The following is a 21,147-nucleotide window of genomic DNA, read 5'->3' on the forward strand; positions in this document are numbered from 1 at the left end:
TAACCGGGTGAGCAGTTATCCTTATTTTTAAATTTTCCCTAAAAGTTGGTACATAAACTGCTTGTCATTTTGTAAAAAGACAAAATGGTGACAGTTATGGCAATTGACTTTCAATCGGCTTTAGGTCTTCATCCTGATGCGTTGATGCTGCGGGAAAAACGCAGCGAACTTTTAGCCGCCAATCTGGCGAATGCCGATACGCCTGACTATAAGGCGCGGGATCTGGATTTCAAAGCGGTTTTACGGCAGCAATCTTCTCATATCAATCTGGAAACCACCCGGCAAGGGCATATTGCCCCCGACCAACAATGGCTTGGCGCGGAATTGAAATACCGCAATCCCCAACAGGCATCGTTAGATGGCAATACCGTTGAAGAGCACATCGAACAAGCGAAATACGCGGAAAATGCAGTGCAGTATCAAGCTAGTCTGCGGTTTATCAATGGCAAATTTTCTGGATTGATGACGGCGATTAAAGGAGAGTAAACATGACCATGAAAATCTTTGATATTGCCGGCAGTGGTATGAATGCACAGAACTTACGTTTAAACCTAGTTGCTAGCAATATCTCCAATGCCAATAGTGTAAGCAGTAGCATTGATCAGGTTTATAAATCCAGACAACCGGTGTTTGCTGCCGAACTCAAAAATTTATTGGATACACAGCAGGCGGCCAGCGGCGTGATGATCAAAGGCGTAGTCGAAAACCAGGCACCACCCGTGATGGAATATGCGCCTAATCATCCGATGGCGGATGAAAATGGTTATATCTATAAACCGAATGTCAATACGGTGGAAGAGATGGCTAATATGATGTCGGCATCACGATCCTATCAGAATAATGTCGAAGTGCTGAATACGGCTAAGCAGTTAATGCTGCAGACTTTGAGAATGGGACAATAGGAGATTAGTCATGTCTATCGATGCCCTCAGTCAATATAAAGAGTTAGGTTTAGCAACTGTTGATAAAAATAAACCTAAAGAAGCGACTTTACAGCAAGAACAATTTTTAGAGCTGATGACGACGCAATTAACTCATCAAGACCCATTAAAACCGATGGATAATGGTGATTTTTTAGGACAAATGGCGCAATTTAGTGCTGTTTCCGGCATTCAAGATTTGCAAAAATCGTTTAAGGATTTTGCAGACTCTGTCAGCTCCGGCCAGACTTTGCAGGCGGCAAGTCTTGTGGGGCGATATGTTGCCGCTCCGGCAACAGAAGGCTTGCTCGCCGCTGGTGGCACGATTTCCGGTAGCGTGACACTGCCTGAGTCAGCCAGCTCTGTGGTTTTGAAGATTTCAGACCCGACGACGGGTGAGACGATTCGGACCATTGATTTAGGCTCCCAGGCTCAGGGTGATATGGCATTCAGTTGGGATGGAGTGACCGACAATAATGAATTGGCAAACCCTGGCGTTTATCAGGTTAAAGTCGAGGCTAAAATCGGAAAGCAGAATACGGTATTGCAAACACATATAAAATCCAAAGTGGAAAGCGTCAGTTTGAATCAAGGTAGCCAGGGCTTAAAGGTTAATCTGCAAGGTCTCGGTTCAGTCAAATTCAGTCAAATCAAACAAATTTTGTAAGGTAGGTGAGCGATGGGATTTAGTACAGCATTAAGCGGTCTAGCGGCTGCATCTAAGAATCTGGCGGTAACCGGGAATAATATTGCCAATGCCAACACGACAGGCTTTAAAAAGTCACGGACTGAGTTTGCCGATGTTTATGCAGCAAGTCTGGGTGGAGTGAGCTCAATCACGGCAGGGTCGGGTGTAAGGGTTTCCAATGTGGCGCAACAATTTAACCAGGGAAATCTGAATTTTACCGATAACAGTCTTGATTTGGCGATCAGTGGTGAGGGTTTTTTTAGCTTGGCGGCCAGCCCTACTGATGTGAACAATCGTTCTTATACGCGGGCAGGGGAGTTCAAACTCGACAAGGACGGCTATATTGTTAACAATCAGGGGCAGGCATTACTGGCCTACCGGCCAAATGGTAATACCGTAGCCGATGGCTTCAGTACTGGCGTGATGCAACCTATCCAAATTAATACCATTGCCGGTCAGCCGCGTGCAACAGATGAGCTTAGTATTGTGGTAAATCTTGATGCTAGTAAAGCCCCCGCCGCGGTCACGCCTTTTGACAAAACAAATGTCAATACCTATACGAGTCAGACGTCGGCCACTGTGTATGATTCATTTGGGACGTCGCATATTTTTACCACTTATTTTGTCAATAAAGGCGTGGTTGCCGGTGATCCGACCTGGAGGGTTTATCATTATATTGATGGTAATGCAGTGACTTTACAAAACGGTAATGCTTTTGGGGAATTGAAATTTGATGCGGTCGGCAATCTAAAAGCACCAGTGAACACAACTACTGGCGTCGTGGATGGGCTATTCGATTTAGCACCTTATGCGATTACGCCAGCTACTGGGGCCAGCGATATTGACATCAGCAAGCTTAGTTATTTTGGTTCAACTCAGTTCAATCAAAAGTTCAGTGTCAATGAGCTTAATCAGAATGGCTTGCCTGCCGGACAGTTAACCGGTATCGATATCGATGATGAAGGGGTGATTTTTGCTCGGTTCAGTAATGGCGGTTCTAAAACATTGGGACAGGTGGCATTAAGTCGCTTCTCAAATCCGCAAGGCTTGTCCAAGCTAGGTGATACCACTTGGGGACAAAATGCCGGTTCCGGCGATCCGGTTTCGGGGCAACCTGGCTCCAATAATTTTGGGGTGATTCAATCGGGTTCGCTTGAGGCATCTAATGTTGAATTGTCAAAGCAGTTGGTTAATTTGATTGTCGCTCAGCAAGCCTATCAGGCCAATGCCAAGACTATTACCACTGAAAATCAGATTATTCAGAGTATTCTGAATATTTAAGCCCAGGAGAAAAGCTCATGGATCGTAGTCTCTTTATTGCAATGAGTGGCGCCAAGCAAACTTTACTGGCGCAAACGGCCAATGCCAATAATTTGGCGAACAGTCAGACCACGGGCTTCAAGTCGGATCTACATCAATTTCGCAGCATGCCGGTATTTGGCCCGGGTTATCCGACCCGGGTTTATGCTATGACCGAGCGCCCCGCGACGGATATGAGTATGGGGGCTTTACAAACGACTGGGCGCAATCTGGATGTAGCCATAAAAGGGGCTGGCTGGCTGGCAGTTTTAGGCAAGGATGGCCAAGAAGCCTATACCCGCTCAGGGAATTTGAAGATTTCACCACAAGGCCAATTGCAAACTGAGGCCGGTTTGCCGGTTTTAGGGGATGATGGGCCGATTGCCATTCCGCCGTACGATAAGCTTGAGATTGGTCGTGATGGCACCATCAGTATTGTACCGTTAGGTAGCAATGCGGCGACCCTGGTTGTAGCTGACAGGATAAAGCTGGTTAAGCCCGAACCTCAGGCGCTGGAGAAAGGACTCGATGGTCTGATGTATGCCAAAGCAGGAGCATCTGTGCCAGCTAGCGCCGATGTCAGCCTGGTCCAAGGGGCATTAGAAGGCAGTAATGTTAATACCATTGAAGCCATGGTATCGATGATCGAATTAGCGCGGCATTTTGAGTTGCAAACCAAAGTGATGAAAAATGCTGATGAAAATGCCAGTGTTTCAGCAAAGTTGATGCAAATGGCATAGAAACTGCATCACTCTTGATAAGACAAAAAAACGTCATCAGGAGGGTGTTATGACAGAAAGAGCTTTATGGGTGGCCAAAACCGGCCTCGATGCCCAACAAACCAGAATGGCGGTGATTTCCAATAATCTCGCCAACGTCAATACCACGGGGTTTAAAAAATCCAGACCCTTGTTCGAAGACCTGGTGTATCAGAATATTCGCCAGGTCGGTGCACAATCCACACAGAATACTGAACTCCCCTCAGGGTTACAGCTAGGCACCGGGGTCAGAACTGTCGCCACGGAAAAAATTCACACCCAAGGCAATCTCCAACAGACGGAAAACTCCCTGGATGTTGCGATCAGCGGGCGTGGTTTTTTTCAGATACTGATGCCCAATGGGGATATTAACTATACCCGGAATGGTGAGTTTAAACTCAGCTCGACTGGACAAATCGTGACCTCTGGTGGTCTTGAATTACAACCTGCGATTACGGTGCCGCCGGATACCATGTCACTCACTATCGGCCGCGATGGCACGGTATCAGCCTTGCAGCCCGGCAATGCAACACCCGTTCAGCTAGGCCAGATTCAATTAGCTGACTTTGTTAATCCAACCGGCTTAGAGCCTGTTGGAGAAAACCTGTATCGAGAGTCGGTTTCCAGCGGTGCGCCGGTTATTGGTAATCCGGGTGAGAATGAATACGGGCCTTTATTTCAAGGTTCATTGGAAACCTCTAACGTCAATGTGGTCGAGGAATTGGTCAATATGATCGAGACACAAAGGGCGTATGAAATGAATTCGAAGGCGATTTCGACAACCGACCAAATGTTGTCCTTTATTACCCAGCAACTCTAGTGCGATACAAGCAGGTCATGCTATGAACATTAAGACGATAGGTATTGTACTGATAGCATTGCTGTTGACGGCGTGTGGGGGCAGCTTGCCCAAGCGTGACCCGGACTTTGCACCGGTACAGGCCAGTGATTTAAGGCCGCCGGTACAAAATACCGGTTCGATTTACCAGGCTGGTTATGATGTCAGACTGTTTGAGAATCGTGTTGCCAGACGGGTCGGCGATATTCTTACTATTGTGTTGCAAGAAAATACCCAAGCTAAAAAACAGGCCAGTCTGGATGCTGCCAAGGACAACTCGGTTTCGGTGACAGCCCCCACATTATGGGGAGTTGCCAGTCAAGCTTTGCTAGGACATGACTTGGAAACCAAAATGAAATCGACACATCGATTCCAAGGAGAAGGGCAGGCGCAACAGAACAACACCCTAACCGGGAATATTTCTGTCACCGTCGTTCAAGTATTGCCCAATGGTAATTTGAAAGTCCGGGGCGAGAAGCGAATGACGCTGAATGATGGTGATGAATTTATTCGGGTATCCGGCATAGTCAGGCAGGAAGATATTGCTGCGGATAATACCGTATTGTCAACCCAGGTTGCAGATGCCACCATCATGTATACCGGCGAAGGCAGTATTGCTGATTCCAGCAAGGTGGGATGGCTAGCCCGCTTCTTTTTGAGTCCCATTTTTCCATTTTAAGGAGAGCCGTGATGAAGCGACGATGTATAGTTTTTTTGATGCTGTTTTTGTGCAGCGAATGGGTATTGGCTGAACGAATCAAAGACTTAGCTTCAATGGCCGGTGTTCGCAGTAACCAGTTAGTGGGCTATGGTTTAGTCGTGGGATTGCCAAAATCAGGCGATAAAACTGAATTTACTGGCCAAACCCTGGCCAATATGTTGACTCGATTAGGTTTGCGTTTGCCACCTGGAATTGATCCAAAAGCAAAAAATATTGCCGCGGTGGCATTGAGTGCAGAATTGCCACCTTTTGCTAAGCCGGGACAAACTATTGACGTGACTGTATCGTCAATCGGTGATGCTAAAAGCTTGCGTGGAGGAACCTTGTTACTGAGTCCATTAAAAGGTGTCGATGGTAAGGTTTATGCTATGGCGCAAGGGAATCTAGTGGTCGGTGGTTTGAGTGCATCAGGTGCAGATGGCTCTAATATTACGGTGAATAACCCGACTGTTGGCCGAATTCCGAGTGGAGCAACAGTTGAAAGAACAGTGGCGACGCCATTCGAAAATGCCAATGAACTCATCTTTAATTTGCATAATCCAGACTTTACCACCGCAACCCGTATGGTTCGTGCCATTAACCAAAAATTGGGCGAAGGTGCAGCGCATGCCATTGATGCGACCTCGGTGCGGGTGAGTGCCCCAGCGGACAGGTCGCAGCGGGTGATGTTTGCATCCTTGGTCGAAAATCTGAATGTATTGCCAGATGATGCACCGGCTCGAGTGATCGTGAATTCACGCTCGGGAACGGTGATTATCAACAGCAAGGTGCGAGTGCAGCCTGCGGCGGTTTCGCATGGCAGTTTGACGGTCACTATCAGCGAAAACCCGCAAGTCAGTCAGCCGAATCCGCTAGCGCAAGGACAAACCACGGTTACGCCACAATCTGAGGTCAAGGTTGAAGAGGAAGGGGCAAATCATATGTTTGTCTTTAACCCTGGTGTGTCATTAGATGAAATCGTCAAAGCAGTCAATGCTGTGGGGGCAGCACCCAGTGACTTAGTGGCAATTCTGGAAGCGCTGAAAGCCGCTGGCGCGTTGCGGGCCGAATTGATTGTGATTTAAGCGGGTAAAGAGACATGAAACTACAGGATGCCGAGGTTTATACCGATTTTTCAGGGTTGGCCAAATTGAAAACAGCGGCTCGGAAACATGATCCTGCCGCCCTGCAAAAAGTTGCCGCCCAGTTCGAGTCTATTTTTCTTAGTATGGTGCTAAAAAGCATGCGCCAGGCAAAATTAGCCGATGGCATTATGGATAGTGATCAGAGTAAATTCTTTCAGGATATGTACGATCAGCAATTGGCAGTTCATCTGTCTGCCAAACCTGGTATCGGCTTGGCGGACTTGATCGTCAAACAGCTCAGCCCAAAAGCCCAAGAACAGAATGCGACGCTGGGGGTGGAAGACTATTTGCGGCGGCCACTGCAGGCCCGGGGGCAGAGTAATGCAGTACACACTGAGAATAAAACTGAACAGAGTAAAAGCATTACCTCAACAGGCAATCCACCTATCAATAATCGACAGCAGTTTGTAGAACACTTACGCCCCTTTGCTGAACAGGCTGCTAATGAGCTCGGTGTCGATGCGGGGGTATTGTTAGCACAAGCGGCGCTGGAGACAGGTTGGGGGAAAGGCGTGCTAACCCATGCCGATGGTCGTAGTAGTTTTAATTTGTTTAATATCAAGGCCGATAAATATTGGAAAGGCGAAAGCGTCGAGAAAGTGACGCTGGAATTTGAACGTGGAATACCGCATAAACAAAAGGCTAAGTTCAGATCGTATGGCTCCTGGCGGCAAAGCTTTATGGATTATGCGCGGTTTATTAAAAACAACCCGCGTTATCAACAGGCATTGAAGGTTTCGTCAAATCCGGAACAATATATGCATGAATTACAAAAAGCCGGTTATGCAACAGACCCTGAATACGCCCGCAAAGTCATGCGGGTGTATAAAGGGGCAACCCGGTTGGCAATGAACTAAAAGGTAACGATTATGGCATCAGGTATTTTAGACACGGCCGTTTCAGGGCTAAACACCTTGCAACGGTCTTTACAAACTGTCAGTCATAATATTGCTAATGTTAATACCGAAGGTTACAGTCGGCAACGGGTTGAGTTGGGTACGAACGCAGCGCAACGCACCGGCGGTGGATTTGTGGGTAAGGGTGTGCATATTACCGATATTGCTCGGCAATATGATGAATTTACCACCCGCCAGCTGCGCTCCAGTCAAGCGGCATTTAACGATTCTGACCAATATTATGTGATGGCTGAGCAGGTCGATAACCTGATGGCCAGTCAAGACACGTCAGTCATGCCAGCGATGAAACAATTTTTCAATGCCATGAATGATGTCGCCAATGATCCGACCTCGATACCGGCGCGGCAAACCCTGTTATCAGAGGCGACGACTTTAACCAGCCGCTTTTCCACCATACAAAGCCGGCTGAAGGAATTGAGGGCGCAGGTCAATCAGGATATTAAAGGTGCTGTGCAGAATATTAACAGCTATGCCAAGTCGATTGCCAACCTGAACAAGAAAATAGCTGAACAAAGCTCCGCTGCCAATGTCGGTTACAAAGCCAATGATCTACTGGACCAGCGTGATTTACTGATCAGTAAGTTATCAGAAGTCATTGATGTATCCGTAGTGCCTGGAGGAAACAATGTATTGAATGTTTTTATCGGCCAAGGCCAGCCGTTGGTGTTATCTAATGGTGCAATGCCTGTTAGTGTTCAACAATCGCCGTTGGATAGTGAAAAATTGCAAATTGGCGTTAAAGACCCGTCAACTGGTACATTTACCGATATTACGCCGCAATTATCTGGGGGTAAATTGTCAGGCTTGATCCGTTTTCGGGATGACCTGTTGACACCGGCGCAACAATCATTAGGGCAATTAGCGGCCAGTTTTGTATTGGAAGTGAATAAACAACATGCGGCAGGGTTTGATCTGAACGGAGTTGCCGGTAGCGACTTGTTTTCCGGTATTGCTACAGTGCCGGTACAAGCACCTGTCGGCAACACCGGCACGATCAATGTGACTTTCGACAGCAATGCAATAAGCCTTATCGACAACAGCGATTACCAGCTCAGCGTGGGCGTAGGTCCTAGTTATAGCCTTAAACGCTTGTCAGATAATTCGGTTATCTCGTTAAACAATGTTGGGGGGAATCTGGTCGCTACATTGCCTGACACCTTGCCGGGTATCAGTATTTCAATTGGTACTGCGCCCGCTGTCGGCGATGAATTTTTAATTCGGCCAACGTATGCGGCTGCCGAATCAGTCGGTGTTGCCTTGACTGATCCGCGCAAGATTGCAGCGGCCAGTAGTCTGAACAGCGCTGGTGGCCCACTGCCGGGGGATAACCGTAATGCGCTGGCATTGGCGGCGCTGGAACAACAAAAAGGCATGATCAAAGGGACTGCCAGCTTCAAGGATCAATTTACGCAACTGATAACCGATGTCGGCAATAAAACGCAGTCGGCCAAAATCGGTCGCTCGGCGCAGGAGGTGTTGCTGAACAATGCCAAAGAACAAATGAGTAATATTTCCGGGGTCAATCTGGATGAAGAGGCGGCCGAGCTGATTAAATTGCAGCAGGCCTATCAAGCTTCAGCACAATCGATTGCGACCACAAAAACGATTTTTGACACGCTGATCAATGCGGTTGGATAAGGAGGCATTATGAAAATTTCAACAGCCTGGAGCCATCAACTGGGGTTGAATGCGGTGTTGTTGCAACAAAACAAAGTCAATCAGTCGCAATTGAAATTAGGGGCTGTTGCCATTTCACATAGGTAACCATAAAAAGGCGCAAGCCAGAGCGATAGAGCCTTCAAAATTTCGTTTGAGTTTGTCATATCGCGTGGCGATCGCTCTGAAATGCTTAAGTCTTGCAAACACATTTTCAACGAGATGGCGATATTTGTAGAGACACCAATCCATTTCATCATTTCCCCGAGTTGAATTCTTTTTTTTGGGATAACAGGAACAGCCCCTTTGTCTTTAATTTGAAGACGTAATGCTTCACTGTCATAGCCTCTGTCAGCAACTATATAGTCACCTTTTGGGAGCTCTGCAACTAATTTCGGTGCTTCTTTACAGTCATGAACTTCGCCGCCTGTCACTGAGAAATGAATAGGAAGACCACAGGCATCAACGGCCATATGAATTTTACTGGTGTTCCCGGCGACAGATTTCCCTATCGCTGTTTCTTGTTCACAGGCCGCACCACTACTATGCTGATGTGCTTTCACAATACTCCCATCAATAAATTCCCATTCCAGGTCTGGATCAACAACCAAGGCGTTAAAAATACCCATCAGTTTTTCTTTACGAGACCAGTCATTGAATCGTTTATATACCGCATTCCAATTACCAAAAGCCGTGGGTAAATCTTTTCAAGGGGGATTTTCAAAACGGCAACAGCCCCTAGCGTCCGGTGAAAAATATCTAAAACCCAGCGAAGCGCCCCTGGATAATGCGCAGGTGATGGCATTTCAGCAGCGCATTGATCAGGTCAAACAATTTCAGGACAATCTGGATGCCGCTCAGCAACGTTTGGGGCTGGAGGAAACAACCTTGAAAAGTGCGCTGGATGTTATGAACCGGATTAAAGACTTAGGTTTGCAAGGGTTGAATGGCATCAATAATCAAGCCGATCGCGATACGATTGCCGATGAAATCGATCAAATGGGCGCGCAGTTGCTGAGTCTGGCCAACACCCAAAACGCTAATGGCGAGTATTTGTTTGCCGGCATGATGAGTCAGCAAGTTCCGTTTCAAGCGGGTACACCATTTGTTTATCAAGGCGATAGCAATCAGCGCCAAATCCAGATCAATGACGGGTTGACTGTGGCCGATGGCGACCCAGGTAACAGCGTTTTTGGCCCGACAACTAGGGGCTGTTGCCGTTTTGAAAATCCCCTTGAAATTCAATAACTCCGCCACATAGATTGTTTATTTTGACTCAAAAACAAGCAAACTATGCCCCGACAAATGCTTACGGATGAACTTTGGGAGAAACTGAAGATAATTATGTTGAAAATGGGAATTTATGACAAACCTTGTCTTCGAAAAACAGTCGAAGGTATTTTTTATCGCTTGCGAGTAGGTTGTCCCTGGAGAGATTTACCCACGGCTTTTGGTAATTGGAATGCGGTATATAAACGATTCAATGACTGGTCTCGTAAAGAAAAAACTGATGGTATTTTTAACGCCTTGGTTGTTGATCCAGACCTGGAATGGGAATTTATTGATGGGAGTATTGTGAAAGCACATCAGCATAGTAGTGGTGCGGCCTGTGAACAAGAAACAGCGATAGGGAAATCTGTCGCCGGGAACACCAGTAAAATTCATATGGCCGTTGATGCCTGTGGTCTTCCTATTCATTTCTCAGTGACAGGCGGCGAAGTTCATGACTGTAAAGAAGCACCGAAATTAGTTGCAGAGCTCCCAAAAGGTGACTATATAGTTGCTGACAGAGGCTATGACAGTGAAGCATTACGTCTTCAAATTAAAGACAAAGGGGCTGTTCCTGTTATCCCAAGAAAAAGAATTCAACTCGGGGAAATGATGAAATGGATTGGTGTCTCTACAAATATCGCCATCTCGTTGAAAATGTGTTTGCAAGACTTAAGCATTTCAGAGCGATCGCCACGCGATATGACAAACTCAAACGAAATTTTGAAGGCTCTATCGCTCTGGCTTGCGCCTTTTATGGTTACCTATGTGAAATGGCAACAGCCCCTAATACTTCGGCCGATAGCGTGTTTGATGTGATTCAAACCTTTACCGCCCAATTGCGCGCAGGCACCCCTCGGCTGCGACATTAGGCCAGCTCGAGCCTTATCTTCAGAAAATGATCACCACCGAGTCGTCGGTCGGCGCACGGCTTAATTTGATCGAAAAACAACAAAATGCGCACGCCGATTATCTGCTGGATATGGAGACGGCTAAATCTAGATTAAAAGATTTAGATTATGCCAGCGCCATCAGTCAATTCAATCAGGAAACCCTGGCGCTGCAAGCCTCGCAACAAGCTTTTGCCAAGGTACAAAATTTGTCACTGTTCCAATTTATTTGATGGCTGCTCGGGAAACAAAACCTGAATCGGCATAGAAAGAACCGATTCAGGTACAGCTCAAACTTTAAATTTTCCAATGGCGTTATTCAGGTCATCGGCCATTTTTTTGAGCTGAGAGATCGTTGAAGCTAATTCGTTGACTGAATTATTGTTTTCCTGCACTAACTCAGAAATTTTATCTACATCCCGGGAAACTTCTGTGACGACGGTATTTTGTTGCTCCATTGCATTGGAAATATCGGTTACCGAGCTGGCTACCGTATCGGTGTTTTCCTTAATTGTCGTCATGCTACTGCCTGCTTTTTGGGCTTTTTCAACCCCTTCGGTAACATTTTTGCGGCCTTTTTCCATACTGATTACAGCCTCGGCCGCGTTGTTTTGAATTTCTTCAATAATTTTAGCCACTTCCTGGGTTGATTGTGATGTTCTTTCCGCCAGGCTTCGAACCTCATCGGCAACCACTGCAAATCCCCGTCCCTGCTCACCTGCGCGGGCAGCTTCAATGGCCGCATTGAGCGCCAATAAATTAGTTTGGGTCGCAATTTGGTTAATCACCTCGACCACGTCTGAAATTTGCTGGGAACTTTCACTCAATTGCCCGATAATCCGGGATGATTCTGAGACCGCATCGGCAATTTCTTGCATTTCTTCTACAGCGTCATTCACCACGGTATAGCCTTCATCGGCAACCTGGCCGGCCTGTAATGCCTGCTCGGCAGAAAGCGTGGTTTTGCTGGAAATTTCACGAATGCTGGCGGTCATTTGTTCCATTGCTGAGGCTGTTGTCAAGGCATATTGATTTTGGGTGTCAGAACTGGAGGCAATGATCTGTGATGCCTGCATTAACTGGTCGGAAGCAGTTTTGATTTGTTCAGCACCTTGTATGATTTGGCGAATCACTTGCTTGAGATTGCCCTGCATGGTTTTTATCGCGAACAGTAAGCTGCTGTTATCACCGTCTTCTAGGTGGATGTCCCGTTGTAAATTACCCTGAGCAATTTCCTTGGCGATTCCCCTGACATAAAAAGGATCAATGCCTAATTGCCCATACAATCGATTAGCGGTCGATATTGCATAGTAGACAGCGATTATCACGGCTAACAAATAACTGCCTAGGGTTGAGGCCCACCAGGTTTGTTCTGTAACCTGATCGGTCAGCTCGATCGCCTGTTTGACATGCTCTGTTTTTAGCTGCCCGACCAGTTGAGTGATTTGTTCAGATTGTTCATCAAAACTTTCCATGATTCGGTTACCCGCTTCAAGACCTTCTGTGACATAAACTTTGGCCATCGTTTGACCTTCTTGATAATAGTGTTTAAAGACCTTGTCTAAATGAGACAGCTGGGCTAATTTTCCAGGATTATCCTGATAACGCTGGCGGAATTTTTCCAAGCTTTCTTCAAAATGCCTGGCGGCAGCTTCAGCTTCTCGATAACCGCCCCCTATGTCAACATACCTGTCGCCTAGGAAATTTTAAATCAGGAGACAAAAATGAGCGTATTTAGCCAAGAATTTAAAGTACAATCAGTAGAAAAAGCATTATCCAGAAGACCAGAACAATCGCTAAAGCAAATTGCAGTTACTTTAGGTGTGGGTTACTCCACACTTCAAAAAATGGATTCGGTTAGCTAAGAAAAATCAACTCGAAAAAACAGAGTCAAACATGTCAAAAGAAAAAAAGCCCTCAAGATTGGAATACAGTAGAACGTTTTGAAGCCATTGTTCATTGTCATCATCTCACCGATGATCAGGCTAGCGCCTATTGTCGTGAACAAGGCATCTACTTACATCATCTAAATACCTGGAAAGCGGAATTTTTGTCAGAATCTAAATCAACAGAATCCGTATATAAACAGGCGCAAACAAAACTCAAACAAGAAAACAAGCGTTTGCATAAGGAGCTAAACCGCAAAGAGAAAGCGTTATCAGAAACAGCGGCTTTACTGGTGTTATCAAAAAGTGCCAAGCGATCTGGGGGAAAAGGCGGCCGATTAATCGCCTACTCAGATCGCCAACACTACAGCGCACTCATTGATGAAGCCGTTGACAATGGAGCGCGGCAGAAATTAGCCTGTGAACTGGTGGGTATATCAGCTCGAACCTATCAGCGTTGGAACCGGGGAGAAGGACTCTCAGAAGACCTACGACTGCACAATACAGCGCCTGTGCACAATCAATTATCCGAGGCCATCAAGCAAGAAATCATCACCGTGATTAATAAACCGGAATACAGCGCTTTAACGCCGCATCAAATCGTTCCGAGGTTATTGGATTTGGGCTGCTATCTCGCATCAGAATCAACCTTTTATCGTGTCATGAAAGCCCACAACCAGCTTAAGCACAGAGCTAAAGGAGCCGCAGGTCAGCATAATAAACCGCAGTCACTCAAAGCCACACAGGCCAATCAAATCTACTCGTGGGATATTACGTATTTATTAAGCCCCGTCAAAGGGCAGTATTTTTACCTCTACATGGTGATGGACATCTATAGTCGGAAAATCGTAGGCTGGCAAGTTCATGATGCCGAATCAAGCGCACACGCTGCTGATTTGATCGAAGATATCGCTCGCCGGGAAAACATCGACAAAAAGCAATTGGTGATACATTCTGACAACGGCAGTCCGATGAAAGGCGCAACATTAAGGGCCAAATTGGTCGATTTAGACATTGCCACGTCGTTCAGCAGACCTCGTGTCAGTAATGATAATCCTTATTCAGAATCGTTATTTAAAACAGTCAAATATCATCATACCTTTCCAGAAAACCCTTTTAAAACATTAAGCGAAGCCAGGAACTGGGTTGAAGCTTTCGTTTGTTGGTTCAACAATGAACATCAACACAGTGCGCTCAAGTTTGTAACACCCAACCAACGCCATAACGGCTTAGACAGCGCCGTACTCGAAAAAGAAAACGAGTCATCGAGCAAGCAAAAAGAGACAATCCAGAGCGATGGAATGGACGACAAACACGAAATTTAACGCCCATTGGCCATGTTTATCTTAATCCGGATAAGGAAAATTTCAACACAACAGAATGTCAAGCAGCTTAATAAAATTCATTTCGTAAATTATTGCAAAAAATGCGACAGGTTGGTTGACATTTAGCGGCAGCCGGTAACAGGTTGGGCGCTGAGCCCATGATTTTCAGATAAAAACATTCGCGCGCCAGGGCAAGGCGTTTTTGGGAGCGCACTAGCCTGAGGTAGTTTTCGACTTTCTGATAGATCAGGAAATACGGGTCTAATGCGTCAAAATCCATATTACCGACATAGACAGAGCGTTTGATTTGATTAGCCAGCCAGCCGGTGTCTGGGTATTCACTGGCGTAAGCTTCCATTAAAAATAATTTCAATAATGATTTATACGGTGAATTCAGCGATTTATAAATATGCCACAGGGTGGCGCTGATAAACTCATCGGCGGGTACCTTGTCTAGGCCACCAAAATCAATAATATCTTGATCGGAAATAAAGCGATTGGTCAGCAGGTGGTTGATATAGTCGGTATAGTGTGCATCCTGCTCTGGTGGCACCAGCCACCAAGCCGGTGCTTTGCCTGCGACATAAATGGCCGTGCGGTAAAATTACTTCCAGTAACAAATAATGTTGGGTGTCGCCGCTGCTTTCAGATGAAATCGGATATGTTGACCTTGCCTGAATTGCACTGCATTCATCAAAAAAAAAATGGACTTCCAGGTCTAGGGGCTGTTGCCATTTCACATAGGTAACCATAAAAGGCGCAAGCCAGAGCGATAGAGCCTTCAAAATTTCGTTTGAGTTTGTCATATCGCGTGGCGATCGCTCTGAAATGCTTAAGTCTTGCAAACACATTTTCAACGAGATGGCGATATTTGTAGAGACACCAATCCATTTCATCATTTCCCCGAGTTGAATTCTTTTTTTCTTGGGATAACAGGAACAGCCCCTTTGTCTTTAATTTGAAGACGTAATGCTTCACTGTCATAGCCTCTGTCAGCAACTATATAGTCACCTTTTGGGAGCTCTGCAACTAATTTCGGTGCTTCTTTACAGTCATGAACTTCGCCGCCTGTCACTGAGAAATGAATAGGAAGACCACAGGCATCAACGGCCATATGAATTTTACTGGTGTTCCCGGCATTTCAAGGGGGATTTTCAAAACGGCAACAGCCCCTAAACTTTCTGCCCAAGTTTCAACCGCAGAAGCCTTTTTTTGCAGATGATCCAGTTGCTTTGAGTTCAGCGTACTGTCATGACATAACCAGATATCGATATCGCTGGTTTTGGAAAACGCCATACTGCCGACGCTGCCCATTAAAAAAATACCCTCGATAGCATATTGGTTCAGCGCTTTGCGGCGATAACGAAAATTCTTGAAGTATTGTCGGCAGGCTTGTAAGGCGATGGGGCCGGGTTTGAAGTCCAGGATGCCATAAGGCGTTTCGGTATCATGAAAGCCGGGTAATGCGGCATGGTTCTGATGAAAAATCAACGCCAGAATATCCAGAAAAACCCGCTGTCTGGGCAACAGGAATTGCTGAATATGTTGCAATCGCGACTGGTGCAGGACTTTGAAACGGCTAATGACTTGATGTAAGTCTTTACGGCCGATTTCTTCACCGGGTGCGCCGAGCTTGATGGGCGTAAATTGTTTTTTTAACACGGTATCCGCTGATGTTTTCAAGAATGGTTCAAGTATAGACAAGTTTAGGTGCTTGATACCGTGCAGCGGTCAGGAGATTTTTTTGAGGGCTACAAATTTATTTTCTGCCGTGAGCGTCATTTCAAACAAGCCGTTGATACCGTCCTGGGTCAAAAAGGGCTGCACCTTTCGGGCCGGAAATTCAATGATACGACCGTCCAGTGTTTTAGTGCGTATCGATGAATACGTACCTCGATAAACGCTCAAAAATTGCTCATAACGGATATTCAAATAAAAACGAAATGATTTATGCATCAGGGCTTAGGTTATCCAAAAAAAAGCCGGCCCGAGGGCCGGCAGTTTAGAGTGCTCAACGGAGCTTTTCAAGCGCAGCAATGCGCTCTTCTAAAGGCGGATGGCTCATGAATAATTTTTGCACGTGACCGCCATTGATGCAGAAAGCAGCCAGTTGTTCTGGTAGGTCTTCAGGCTCATGGGAGCGCTGCAGAGCTCTGAGCGCGTTAATCATTTTTTGTTTACCCGCCAGACGAGCACCACCCTCATCGGCACGGAATTCACGATAACGCGAGAACCACATGACTAGCATGGTGGCCAGAATGGATAACACAATCTGCATGACGATTTGTGTGATGTAATAGGCCGGCCCGTAACCGCGTTCGGTTTTAAATACAACCCGGTCAACGATGTGACCAATGACACTGGCGAAGAAATAGACAAAGGTATTGACCACGCCTTGCATCAGTGCCATGGTGACCATATCGCCATTGCCGACATGGCTGATTTCGTGACCTAGAACCGCTTCGATTTCATCGGGACTCATGCTTTGCAGCAAGCCTGTGCTGACTGCGACTAGGGCGTTGTCCTTGCTCATGCCGGTAGCGAAAGCATTAGGTTCCGGTGCCTGAAAAATACCCACCTCCGGCATACCGATGCCCGCTTGACGGGCTAGTTTTGCAACGGTATCGACCAGCCATTGTTCGGTTTGGTTTTGAGGTCGCTCAATCACATAAACGCCCATGGCTTGTTTGGCGGACCATTTAGACATGGCTAATGATATGAATGAGCCGGTCATGCCAATAACGGCCGACATAATCAGCAATGCATTTAGATCCAGGTTTACGCCTTGGGCATCTAATGTTCCGCTGATTCCAAGAAGATTAAAAACAATGCTAATGACCACTAAAATGGCCGCGTTAGTTGCCAGAAACAACAAAATTCGCATCATGACGATATTCCTTAAAGAGTTAAAGTTTAGGTTGTCTGAAATATAAGGGTGGTATGGGTTTTTTTCAAGCTATAGAGTGGTAAACTGGCAAAAAGTTTGTCACGGGAGAAAAAAATGCAGAAAAATATTCGCTTATGGGTATTGTTCATCTGGGCTTATGCGACAAGTGCTGTGGCGATGTCACTAGAGCAAGTGTTATCGCATTTGAAACTGCCGGATGGTTTTAAAATTAGTTTGTTTGCCCAGAATGTTCCTAATGCCCGAACCTTGGCTTTAGGCGATGATGGTGTCGTTTTTGTCGGTACGCGGCAACAGGGTAGTGTTTATGCGCTGCAAGACAGTAATGGCGATGGTGTCGCCGATAAACGGTTTGTTATTGCTAAAGGCTTATATATGCCCAATGGTGTCGCGTATCGTAATGGCGATCTGTTTGTGGCAGAGACACATCGGATTATCCGGTATCGAAATATTCAGCAGCATTTAGGACAACGGCTAAACCCCGAAGTTGTTTACAACAAATTGCCCAGCGATCGGCATCATGGCTGGAAGTATCTGCGCTTTGGGCCAGATGGGAAACTATATACGGCTGTTGGTGCGCCATGTAATATCTGTTTACCAGGGAAGCCTATTTACACGGCATTGGTGCGTTTAAAGCCGGATGGCAGCGAGTTTGAAATATTAGCCCGAGGCATTCGTAACAGCGTCGGCTTTGACTGGCAGCCTGGTACGGAAGTGATGTTTTTTACCGACAATGGCCGCGATTACCTTGGTGATGACCAGCCGGCCGATGAGTTGAACCGCTGGCGTAAAAAAGGCGAACACTTTGGCTATCCTTTTTGTCATGGCGGCGATGTGCTTGACCCCGAATTCGGGAAAGGAAAATCATGTCAAGATTATGTTCCCCCCGTATGGCAGTTTAAAGCGCATATGGCTCCCTTAGGCTTGCGTTTTTATACGGGGCAGCAATTTCCAGTACGCTATAAAAACCAGTTGTTTGTCGCGCAACATGGCTCTTGGAATCGAAGTAAACCGCATGGTTATCGGGTGGTCGTGATTAAATTTAAGGGCGATAAAGCCATTAGTGAACAGGTTTTTATTGAGGGTTGGCTAACATCTGACGGGCAGGTTTTAGGGCGACCTACCGATATTTTGCAAATGCCGGATGGTAGTTTGTTGATTGCCGATGATACGTTGGGTGTGGTTTATCGGGTAAGTTACCAAAAATGAGCAATAAGCAACTTCAAGTCATTGCTAAGGAAACCGTCTATCAAGGTTTTTTTCGGTTGGAAAAATATCGTTTGAAGCATACGTTGTTTCAAGGCGGTTGGAGCAATGAAATTGTTCGTGAATTATTTCGCCGTGGTGATTGCGTCGCCGTTTTGCTGTATGACCCGGTGCGTGATGAAGTGGTGTTGATCGAGCAATTCAGAATTGGCGCGGTGTTGCGTAAAAAACAGGCCTGGCTGCTGGAGATTGTCGCCGGTGCGGTGGAGCCAGGCGAAACGGCGGCGGAGGTGGCAATTCGGGAAGCGGAAGAAGAAGCGGGCTGCAAAATTCAGGAATTGCGTTTGATCCACGAATTTTATACCACCCCTGGCGGCGCTTCTGAATGGCTCAGTTTATTCTACGGGCGTATCGACAGCCGCAATGTTGGCGGTATTTTCGGGCTGGACCACGAAGATGAAGATATTCGGGTCAGTGCGGTTAAATTTGAACAAGCCTACCAGATGATGGAGCAGGGCGAAATCGATTCAGCGATTCCGATTATCGCCCTGCAATGGTTATACATTCATCGCCCTGCATTACGCAGCTAATCAGCAATCAGCTTGTTTTCAAACACCACAACCGAGTGGGGATGAATCGTATAAGAGGTTTCACAATAGCGGGTTTGCTCCGGTCGTGGAATAATATCCTCCTCACCCGGTCTAGCGGTATCGACCGAAAGACACCAATAATGATCGCTGATAACCGGCAGTTCGACCGAAATAGCATGTTCATCCATATTTAATGCAATGAAGATATCCGGCTCCCTAGGGTCGGCAGCACCGAGTGTAAAGGCTAAAAAGCGGTTGTCGGGATTGTCCCACTCCGGCATCTGATCCGGTCGGGTATGTTGCCAGCGAATGTCGGGAATGTCGCGGCCTTCAATTAACTTTCCGGTAAAGAAATGCCGCCGCATCAATGAGGCGTGACGTTTTCTGAGCCGAATCATTAACCGCACAAAACGCACCATGTCTTGGTTTTGTTCAGCCTGTTCCCAGTTCAGCCAAGCCAATTCATTATCCTGGCAATAACAATTATTGTTGCCTTGCTGTGAATGCAAAAATTCATCGCCCGCCAGTAACATCGGCACACCCTGACTCAGTAGCAAAATAGCAAAGGTATTTTTGGCCTGACGGCGGCGTAATGCCAAAATAGCTGGATCATCAGTGTCGCCTTCGACGCCATGGTTATAGCTTAGGTTATGGTTACAGCCATCGCGGTTGTGTTCGCCATTGGCTTCATTATGTTTCTCGTTGTAACTGAACAAATCATTCAGCGTGAAACCGTCATGACAGGTTACAAAATTGATACTGCTGATTGGCAAGCGTTGTTGTTTTTCATACAAATCACTACTGCCACAAATACGCGTGGCGAGGTTCTTGACCATGTCTTTGTCGCCACGGACATATTGGCGCACCACATCACGATAAATGCCATTCCATTCGGCCCAGCGGAATCCAGGGAAACAGCCGACTTGATATAAACCGGTGGCATCCCAGGCTTCAGCAATCAGTTTGGTTTTAGCCAGTTGTTCAGAGAGTTCAATACCCCAGACAATAGGGGGGTCGTCTAAAACACTGCCATCTTCGCCACGCGATAAGGCACTGGCCAAATCAAAGCGGAAGCCATCGACATGCATATCTCTGACCCAATATTCCAAACAGCTAATGATAAAGCGTGATACTAATGGATGATTAGCGTTAACAGTATTGCCGCAGCCGGTATAATCATGAAAGATGGTCTTGTCGACTTTATCGATTAAATAAAAACTGTTGCCGACCATGCCTTTAAAATTGATCATCGGCCCATCGGCGCCGGATTCAGAGGTATGATTAAAGACCACATCCAGAATCACCCCGATACCGGCTTGATGTAGCGCCTTCACCATATCGCGGAATTCCTGTTGATGGGTGCCTTGTTCCGGGGTAACACAAAAGCCTGGATGTGGGCTGAAAAAACTGTGGGTACTGTAGCCCCAATAGTTTTTTAAACCGAGGTCGGCGGTATGTTCTGGCACATCTTGCTCATCAAATGCCATAACTGGCAGCAGTTCAACATGGGTGATGCCTAAACTTTTTAAATAAGGGATTTTTTCGATGACACCTGAAAAGGTACCGGGATGTTTGACCTTTGAAGAAGAATGGCGCGTGAAGCCGCCAACATGCATTTCATAAATAATGGCGCGTTCACTGCGGATGGCCAGCGGTGTATCACCTTCCCAATCATAATTGTCATCCACCACCACGCTGCGCATGGCACAGTCACCATTGTCGCCAGGGAAGCACGCCGATGCACGGTTCCAATTCTTAATGCTGACCGCGCGTGCCCATGGGTCAAGCAAATGTTTTTCCTTATCAAAACACAGTCCCGTATGACGGGGATCGTGGTTTGGCCCATCTACACGCCAAGTGTACCAAGTGCCTGCAGGCAAAAACTTGACAAAAATATGCCAGGAAAAAAACGTACAATGTTTTTCCTTGGATAAGGTGATAACCTGAAAAGGCTCTTTACAGTCCTCCGTTTTATACAGCAATAATTCCACACTCTCAGCATGGCGGCTGAAGATGGAAAAATTTACCCCATCTTTGCTAAATTTTGCACCATGAGGATAAGGACTTCCGGGTTTTGTTTTAAACACTATTGATGTTACAAAAGTTAAGGAATCCTTGATTTTACTCAAATTTGTCAGCCTTTGCTGATAAATTT

General features: G+C 46.4%; 20 protein-coding genes and 4 pseudogenes. 16 read left to right on the forward strand and 8 right to left on the reverse strand.

The genetic code is table 11. The annotated features are described in order from the left end of the window. Positions 1 to 96 precede the first annotated feature (96 nt). From flgB to flgK, 10 genes are read left to right on the forward strand one after another with little or no spacing between them, the layout of a single operon-like run. Positions 97 to 486, forward strand: a complete 390-nt coding sequence (flgB, locus tag JEU20_RS10835) for a flagellar basal body rod protein FlgB (RefSeq protein ID WP_198246032.1) — start codon at positions 97 to 99, stop codon at positions 484 to 486. Positions 487 to 488: 2 nt separating this feature from the next. After that, positions 489 to 902: a flagellar basal body rod protein FlgC gene (gene flgC / locus JEU20_RS10840; protein ID WP_198246035.1), complete on the forward strand. Its 414-nt coding sequence runs from the start codon at positions 489 to 491 to the stop codon at positions 900 to 902. A gap of 10 nt (positions 903 to 912) precedes the next feature. Next, positions 913 to 1,587 carry a flagellar hook assembly protein FlgD gene (locus tag JEU20_RS10845; RefSeq protein WP_198246037.1) on the forward strand — a complete coding sequence of 225 codons (675 nt, stop codon included), beginning with the start codon at positions 913 to 915 and terminating at the stop codon, positions 1,585 to 1,587. Positions 1,588 to 1,599: 12 nt separating this feature from the next. Continuing rightward, positions 1,600 to 2,889: a flagellar hook protein FlgE gene (gene flgE / locus JEU20_RS10850; protein WP_198246039.1), complete on the forward strand. Its 1,290-nt coding sequence runs from the start codon at positions 1,600 to 1,602 to the stop codon at positions 2,887 to 2,889. 17 nt (positions 2,890 to 2,906) lie between these two features. Beyond that, complete coding sequence (gene flgF, locus JEU20_RS10855; RefSeq protein WP_198246041.1) at positions 2,907 to 3,647, forward strand: flagellar basal-body rod protein FlgF; 741 nt, start codon at positions 2,907 to 2,909, stop codon at positions 3,645 to 3,647. A 49-nt stretch (positions 3,648 to 3,696) separates the two neighbouring features. Then, positions 3,697 to 4,485, forward strand: coding sequence for a flagellar basal-body rod protein FlgG (gene flgG, locus JEU20_RS10860; protein WP_198246043.1), 789 nt, complete (start codon positions 3,697 to 3,699; stop codon positions 4,483 to 4,485). A gap of 22 nt (positions 4,486 to 4,507) precedes the next feature. Beyond that, positions 4,508 to 5,182, forward strand: a complete 675-nt coding sequence (gene flgH / locus JEU20_RS10865; RefSeq protein ID WP_198246045.1) for a flagellar basal body L-ring protein FlgH — start codon at positions 4,508 to 4,510, stop codon at positions 5,180 to 5,182. Between the two features lie 11 nt (positions 5,183 to 5,193). Then, positions 5,194 to 6,288 carry a flagellar basal body P-ring protein FlgI gene (locus JEU20_RS10870; protein WP_198246047.1) on the forward strand — a complete coding sequence of 365 codons (1,095 nt, stop codon included), beginning with the start codon at positions 5,194 to 5,196 and terminating at the stop codon, positions 6,286 to 6,288. A gap of 14 nt (positions 6,289 to 6,302) precedes the next feature. After that, positions 6,303 to 7,205 (forward strand): flagellar assembly peptidoglycan hydrolase FlgJ, encoded by a 903-nt coding sequence (flgJ, locus tag JEU20_RS10875; protein WP_198246049.1) that lies wholly within the window; start codon positions 6,303 to 6,305, stop codon positions 7,203 to 7,205. A 12-nt stretch (positions 7,206 to 7,217) separates the two neighbouring features. Then, positions 7,218 to 8,903, forward strand: a complete 1,686-nt coding sequence (flgK, locus tag JEU20_RS10880) for a flagellar hook-associated protein FlgK (RefSeq protein ID WP_198246051.1) — start codon at positions 7,218 to 7,220, stop codon at positions 8,901 to 8,903. A gap of 114 nt (positions 8,904 to 9,017) precedes the next feature. On the opposite strand, the pseudogene JEU20_RS10885 reads toward flgK, so the two are convergent. Beyond that, positions 9,018 to 9,628, reverse strand: a pseudogene (locus tag JEU20_RS10885) (IS5 family transposase); the annotation flags it as partial. On the opposite strand from JEU20_RS10885, the gene flgL reads away from it, so the two are divergent. The 3 genes and pseudogenes from flgL to JEU20_RS10900 all read left to right on the forward strand — a co-directional run bounded on the left by flgL (position 9,615) and on the right by JEU20_RS10900 (position 11,313). Then, a complete protein-coding gene (flgL, locus tag JEU20_RS10890; protein ID WP_198246052.1) occupies positions 9,615 to 10,169 on the forward strand; it encodes a flagellar hook-associated protein FlgL in 555 nt (184 codons plus the stop codon). The pseudogene JEU20_RS10885 and the gene flgL sit on opposite strands and share 14 nt — an antisense overlap. Before the next feature lie 45 nt (positions 10,170 to 10,214). Continuing rightward, a pseudogene (locus tag JEU20_RS10895) lies at positions 10,215 to 10,962 on the forward strand (IS5 family transposase). 126 nt (positions 10,963 to 11,088) lie between these two features. Next, positions 11,089 to 11,313: a flagellin gene (locus tag JEU20_RS10900; RefSeq protein WP_198246054.1), complete on the forward strand. Its 225-nt coding sequence runs from the start codon at positions 11,089 to 11,091 to the stop codon at positions 11,311 to 11,313. A gap of 57 nt (positions 11,314 to 11,370) precedes the next feature. Here the strand turns inward: JEU20_RS10900 and JEU20_RS10905 are convergent, their stop codons facing one another. Next, on the reverse strand, positions 11,371 to 12,705 hold the full coding sequence (locus JEU20_RS10905; RefSeq protein ID WP_198246056.1) for a methyl-accepting chemotaxis protein: 1,335 nt from the start codon (positions 12,703 to 12,705) through the stop codon (positions 11,371 to 11,373). A gap of 99 nt (positions 12,706 to 12,804) precedes the next feature. Between JEU20_RS10905 and JEU20_RS10910 the strand changes: the two are divergent. Beyond that, a pseudogene (locus tag JEU20_RS10910) lies at positions 12,805 to 14,362 on the forward strand (IS3 family transposase). On the opposite strand, the gene JEU20_RS10915 reads toward JEU20_RS10910, so the two are convergent. From JEU20_RS10915 to htpX, 5 genes and pseudogenes are all read right to left on the reverse strand, one after another. Next, entirely contained in the window at positions 14,359 to 14,844 is a 486-nt protein-coding gene (locus tag JEU20_RS10915) for a class I adenylate cyclase (RefSeq protein WP_342590508.1), read from the reverse strand. The pseudogene JEU20_RS10910 and the gene JEU20_RS10915 overlap by 4 nt on opposite strands. A 186-nt stretch (positions 14,845 to 15,030) precedes the next feature. Beyond that, positions 15,031 to 15,429 (reverse strand): annotated as a pseudogene (locus JEU20_RS10920) (IS5 family transposase); the annotation flags it as partial. After that, positions 15,363 to 15,953, reverse strand: coding sequence for a hypothetical protein (locus tag JEU20_RS10925; protein WP_214657307.1), 591 nt, complete (start codon positions 15,951 to 15,953; stop codon positions 15,363 to 15,365). The gene JEU20_RS10925 and the pseudogene JEU20_RS10920, both read right to left, overlap by 67 nt. Positions 15,954 to 16,022: 69 nt before the next feature. Continuing rightward, complete coding sequence (locus JEU20_RS10930; protein WP_198246060.1) at positions 16,023 to 16,247, reverse strand: DUF2835 domain-containing protein; 225 nt, start codon at positions 16,245 to 16,247, stop codon at positions 16,023 to 16,025. A 55-nt stretch (positions 16,248 to 16,302) separates the two neighbouring features. Beyond that, positions 16,303 to 17,178: a protease HtpX gene (gene htpX / locus JEU20_RS10935; protein ID WP_198246062.1), complete on the reverse strand. Its 876-nt coding sequence runs from the start codon at positions 17,176 to 17,178 to the stop codon at positions 16,303 to 16,305. A gap of 114 nt (positions 17,179 to 17,292) precedes the next feature. Between htpX and JEU20_RS10940 the strand changes: the two genes are divergently transcribed. Beyond that, positions 17,293 to 18,405 carry a PQQ-dependent sugar dehydrogenase gene (locus JEU20_RS10940; RefSeq protein ID WP_198246064.1) on the forward strand — a complete coding sequence of 371 codons (1,113 nt, stop codon included), beginning with the start codon at positions 17,293 to 17,295 and terminating at the stop codon, positions 18,403 to 18,405. Beyond that, on the forward strand, positions 18,402 to 18,992 hold the full coding sequence (locus JEU20_RS10945) for an NUDIX domain-containing protein (RefSeq protein ID WP_198246066.1): 591 nt from the start codon (positions 18,402 to 18,404) through the stop codon (positions 18,990 to 18,992). The genes JEU20_RS10940 and JEU20_RS10945 overlap by 4 nt, the downstream gene beginning before the upstream one ends. On the opposite strand, the gene glgX is transcribed toward JEU20_RS10945, so the two are convergent. Further along, entirely contained in the window at positions 18,989 to 21,079 is a 2,091-nt protein-coding gene (glgX, locus tag JEU20_RS10950) for a glycogen debranching protein GlgX (RefSeq protein WP_425356713.1), read from the reverse strand. The two genes, JEU20_RS10945 and glgX, sit on opposite strands and share 4 nt — an antisense overlap. Positions 21,080 to 21,147: the final 68 nt, after the last annotated feature.

The organism is methane-oxidizing endosymbiont of Gigantopelta aegis (genome assembly GCF_016097405.1).
Taxonomy (GTDB): Bacteria; Pseudomonadota; Gammaproteobacteria; order Methylococcales; family Methylomonadaceae; genus Methylomarinum.

What these genes read in the sequence shown, in the direction of transcription:
- flgH (WP_198246045.1), top strand. Translation starts at nt 4,508, where the DNA reads ATGAACATTAAGACGATAGGTATTGTACTGATAGCATTGCTGTTGACG.
- flgE (WP_198246039.1), top strand. Translation starts at nt 1,600, where the DNA reads ATGGGATTTAGTACAGCATTAAGCGGTCTAGCGGCTGCATCTAAGAAT.
- flgG (WP_198246043.1), top strand. Translation starts at nt 3,697, where the DNA reads ATGACAGAAAGAGCTTTATGGGTGGCCAAAACCGGCCTCGATGCCCAA.
- flgC (WP_198246035.1), top strand. Translation starts at nt 489, where the DNA reads ATGACCATGAAAATCTTTGATATTGCCGGCAGTGGTATGAATGCACAG.
- htpX (WP_198246062.1), bottom strand. Translation starts at nt 17,178, where the DNA reads ATGATGCGAATTTTGTTGTTTCTGGCAACTAACGCGGCCATTTTAGTG.
- JEU20_RS10900 (WP_198246054.1), top strand. Translation starts at nt 11,089, where the DNA reads ATGATCACCACCGAGTCGTCGGTCGGCGCACGGCTTAATTTGATCGAA.
- JEU20_RS10930 (WP_198246060.1), bottom strand. Translation starts at nt 16,247, where the DNA reads ATGCATAAATCATTTCGTTTTTATTTGAATATCCGTTATGAGCAATTT.
- JEU20_RS10940 (WP_198246064.1), top strand. Translation starts at nt 17,293, where the DNA reads ATGCAGAAAAATATTCGCTTATGGGTATTGTTCATCTGGGCTTATGCG.
- flgB (WP_198246032.1), top strand. Translation starts at nt 97, where the DNA reads ATGGCAATTGACTTTCAATCGGCTTTAGGTCTTCATCCTGATGCGTTG.
- JEU20_RS10845 (WP_198246037.1), top strand. Translation starts at nt 913, where the DNA reads ATGTCTATCGATGCCCTCAGTCAATATAAAGAGTTAGGTTTAGCAACT.
- JEU20_RS10945 (WP_198246066.1), top strand. Translation starts at nt 18,402, where the DNA reads ATGAGCAATAAGCAACTTCAAGTCATTGCTAAGGAAACCGTCTATCAA.
- flgF (WP_198246041.1), top strand. Translation starts at nt 2,907, where the DNA reads ATGGATCGTAGTCTCTTTATTGCAATGAGTGGCGCCAAGCAAACTTTA.
- flgJ (WP_198246049.1), top strand. Translation starts at nt 6,303, where the DNA reads ATGAAACTACAGGATGCCGAGGTTTATACCGATTTTTCAGGGTTGGCC.
- flgK (WP_198246051.1), top strand. Translation starts at nt 7,218, where the DNA reads ATGGCATCAGGTATTTTAGACACGGCCGTTTCAGGGCTAAACACCTTG.
- JEU20_RS10870 (WP_198246047.1), top strand. Translation starts at nt 5,194, where the DNA reads ATGAAGCGACGATGTATAGTTTTTTTGATGCTGTTTTTGTGCAGCGAA.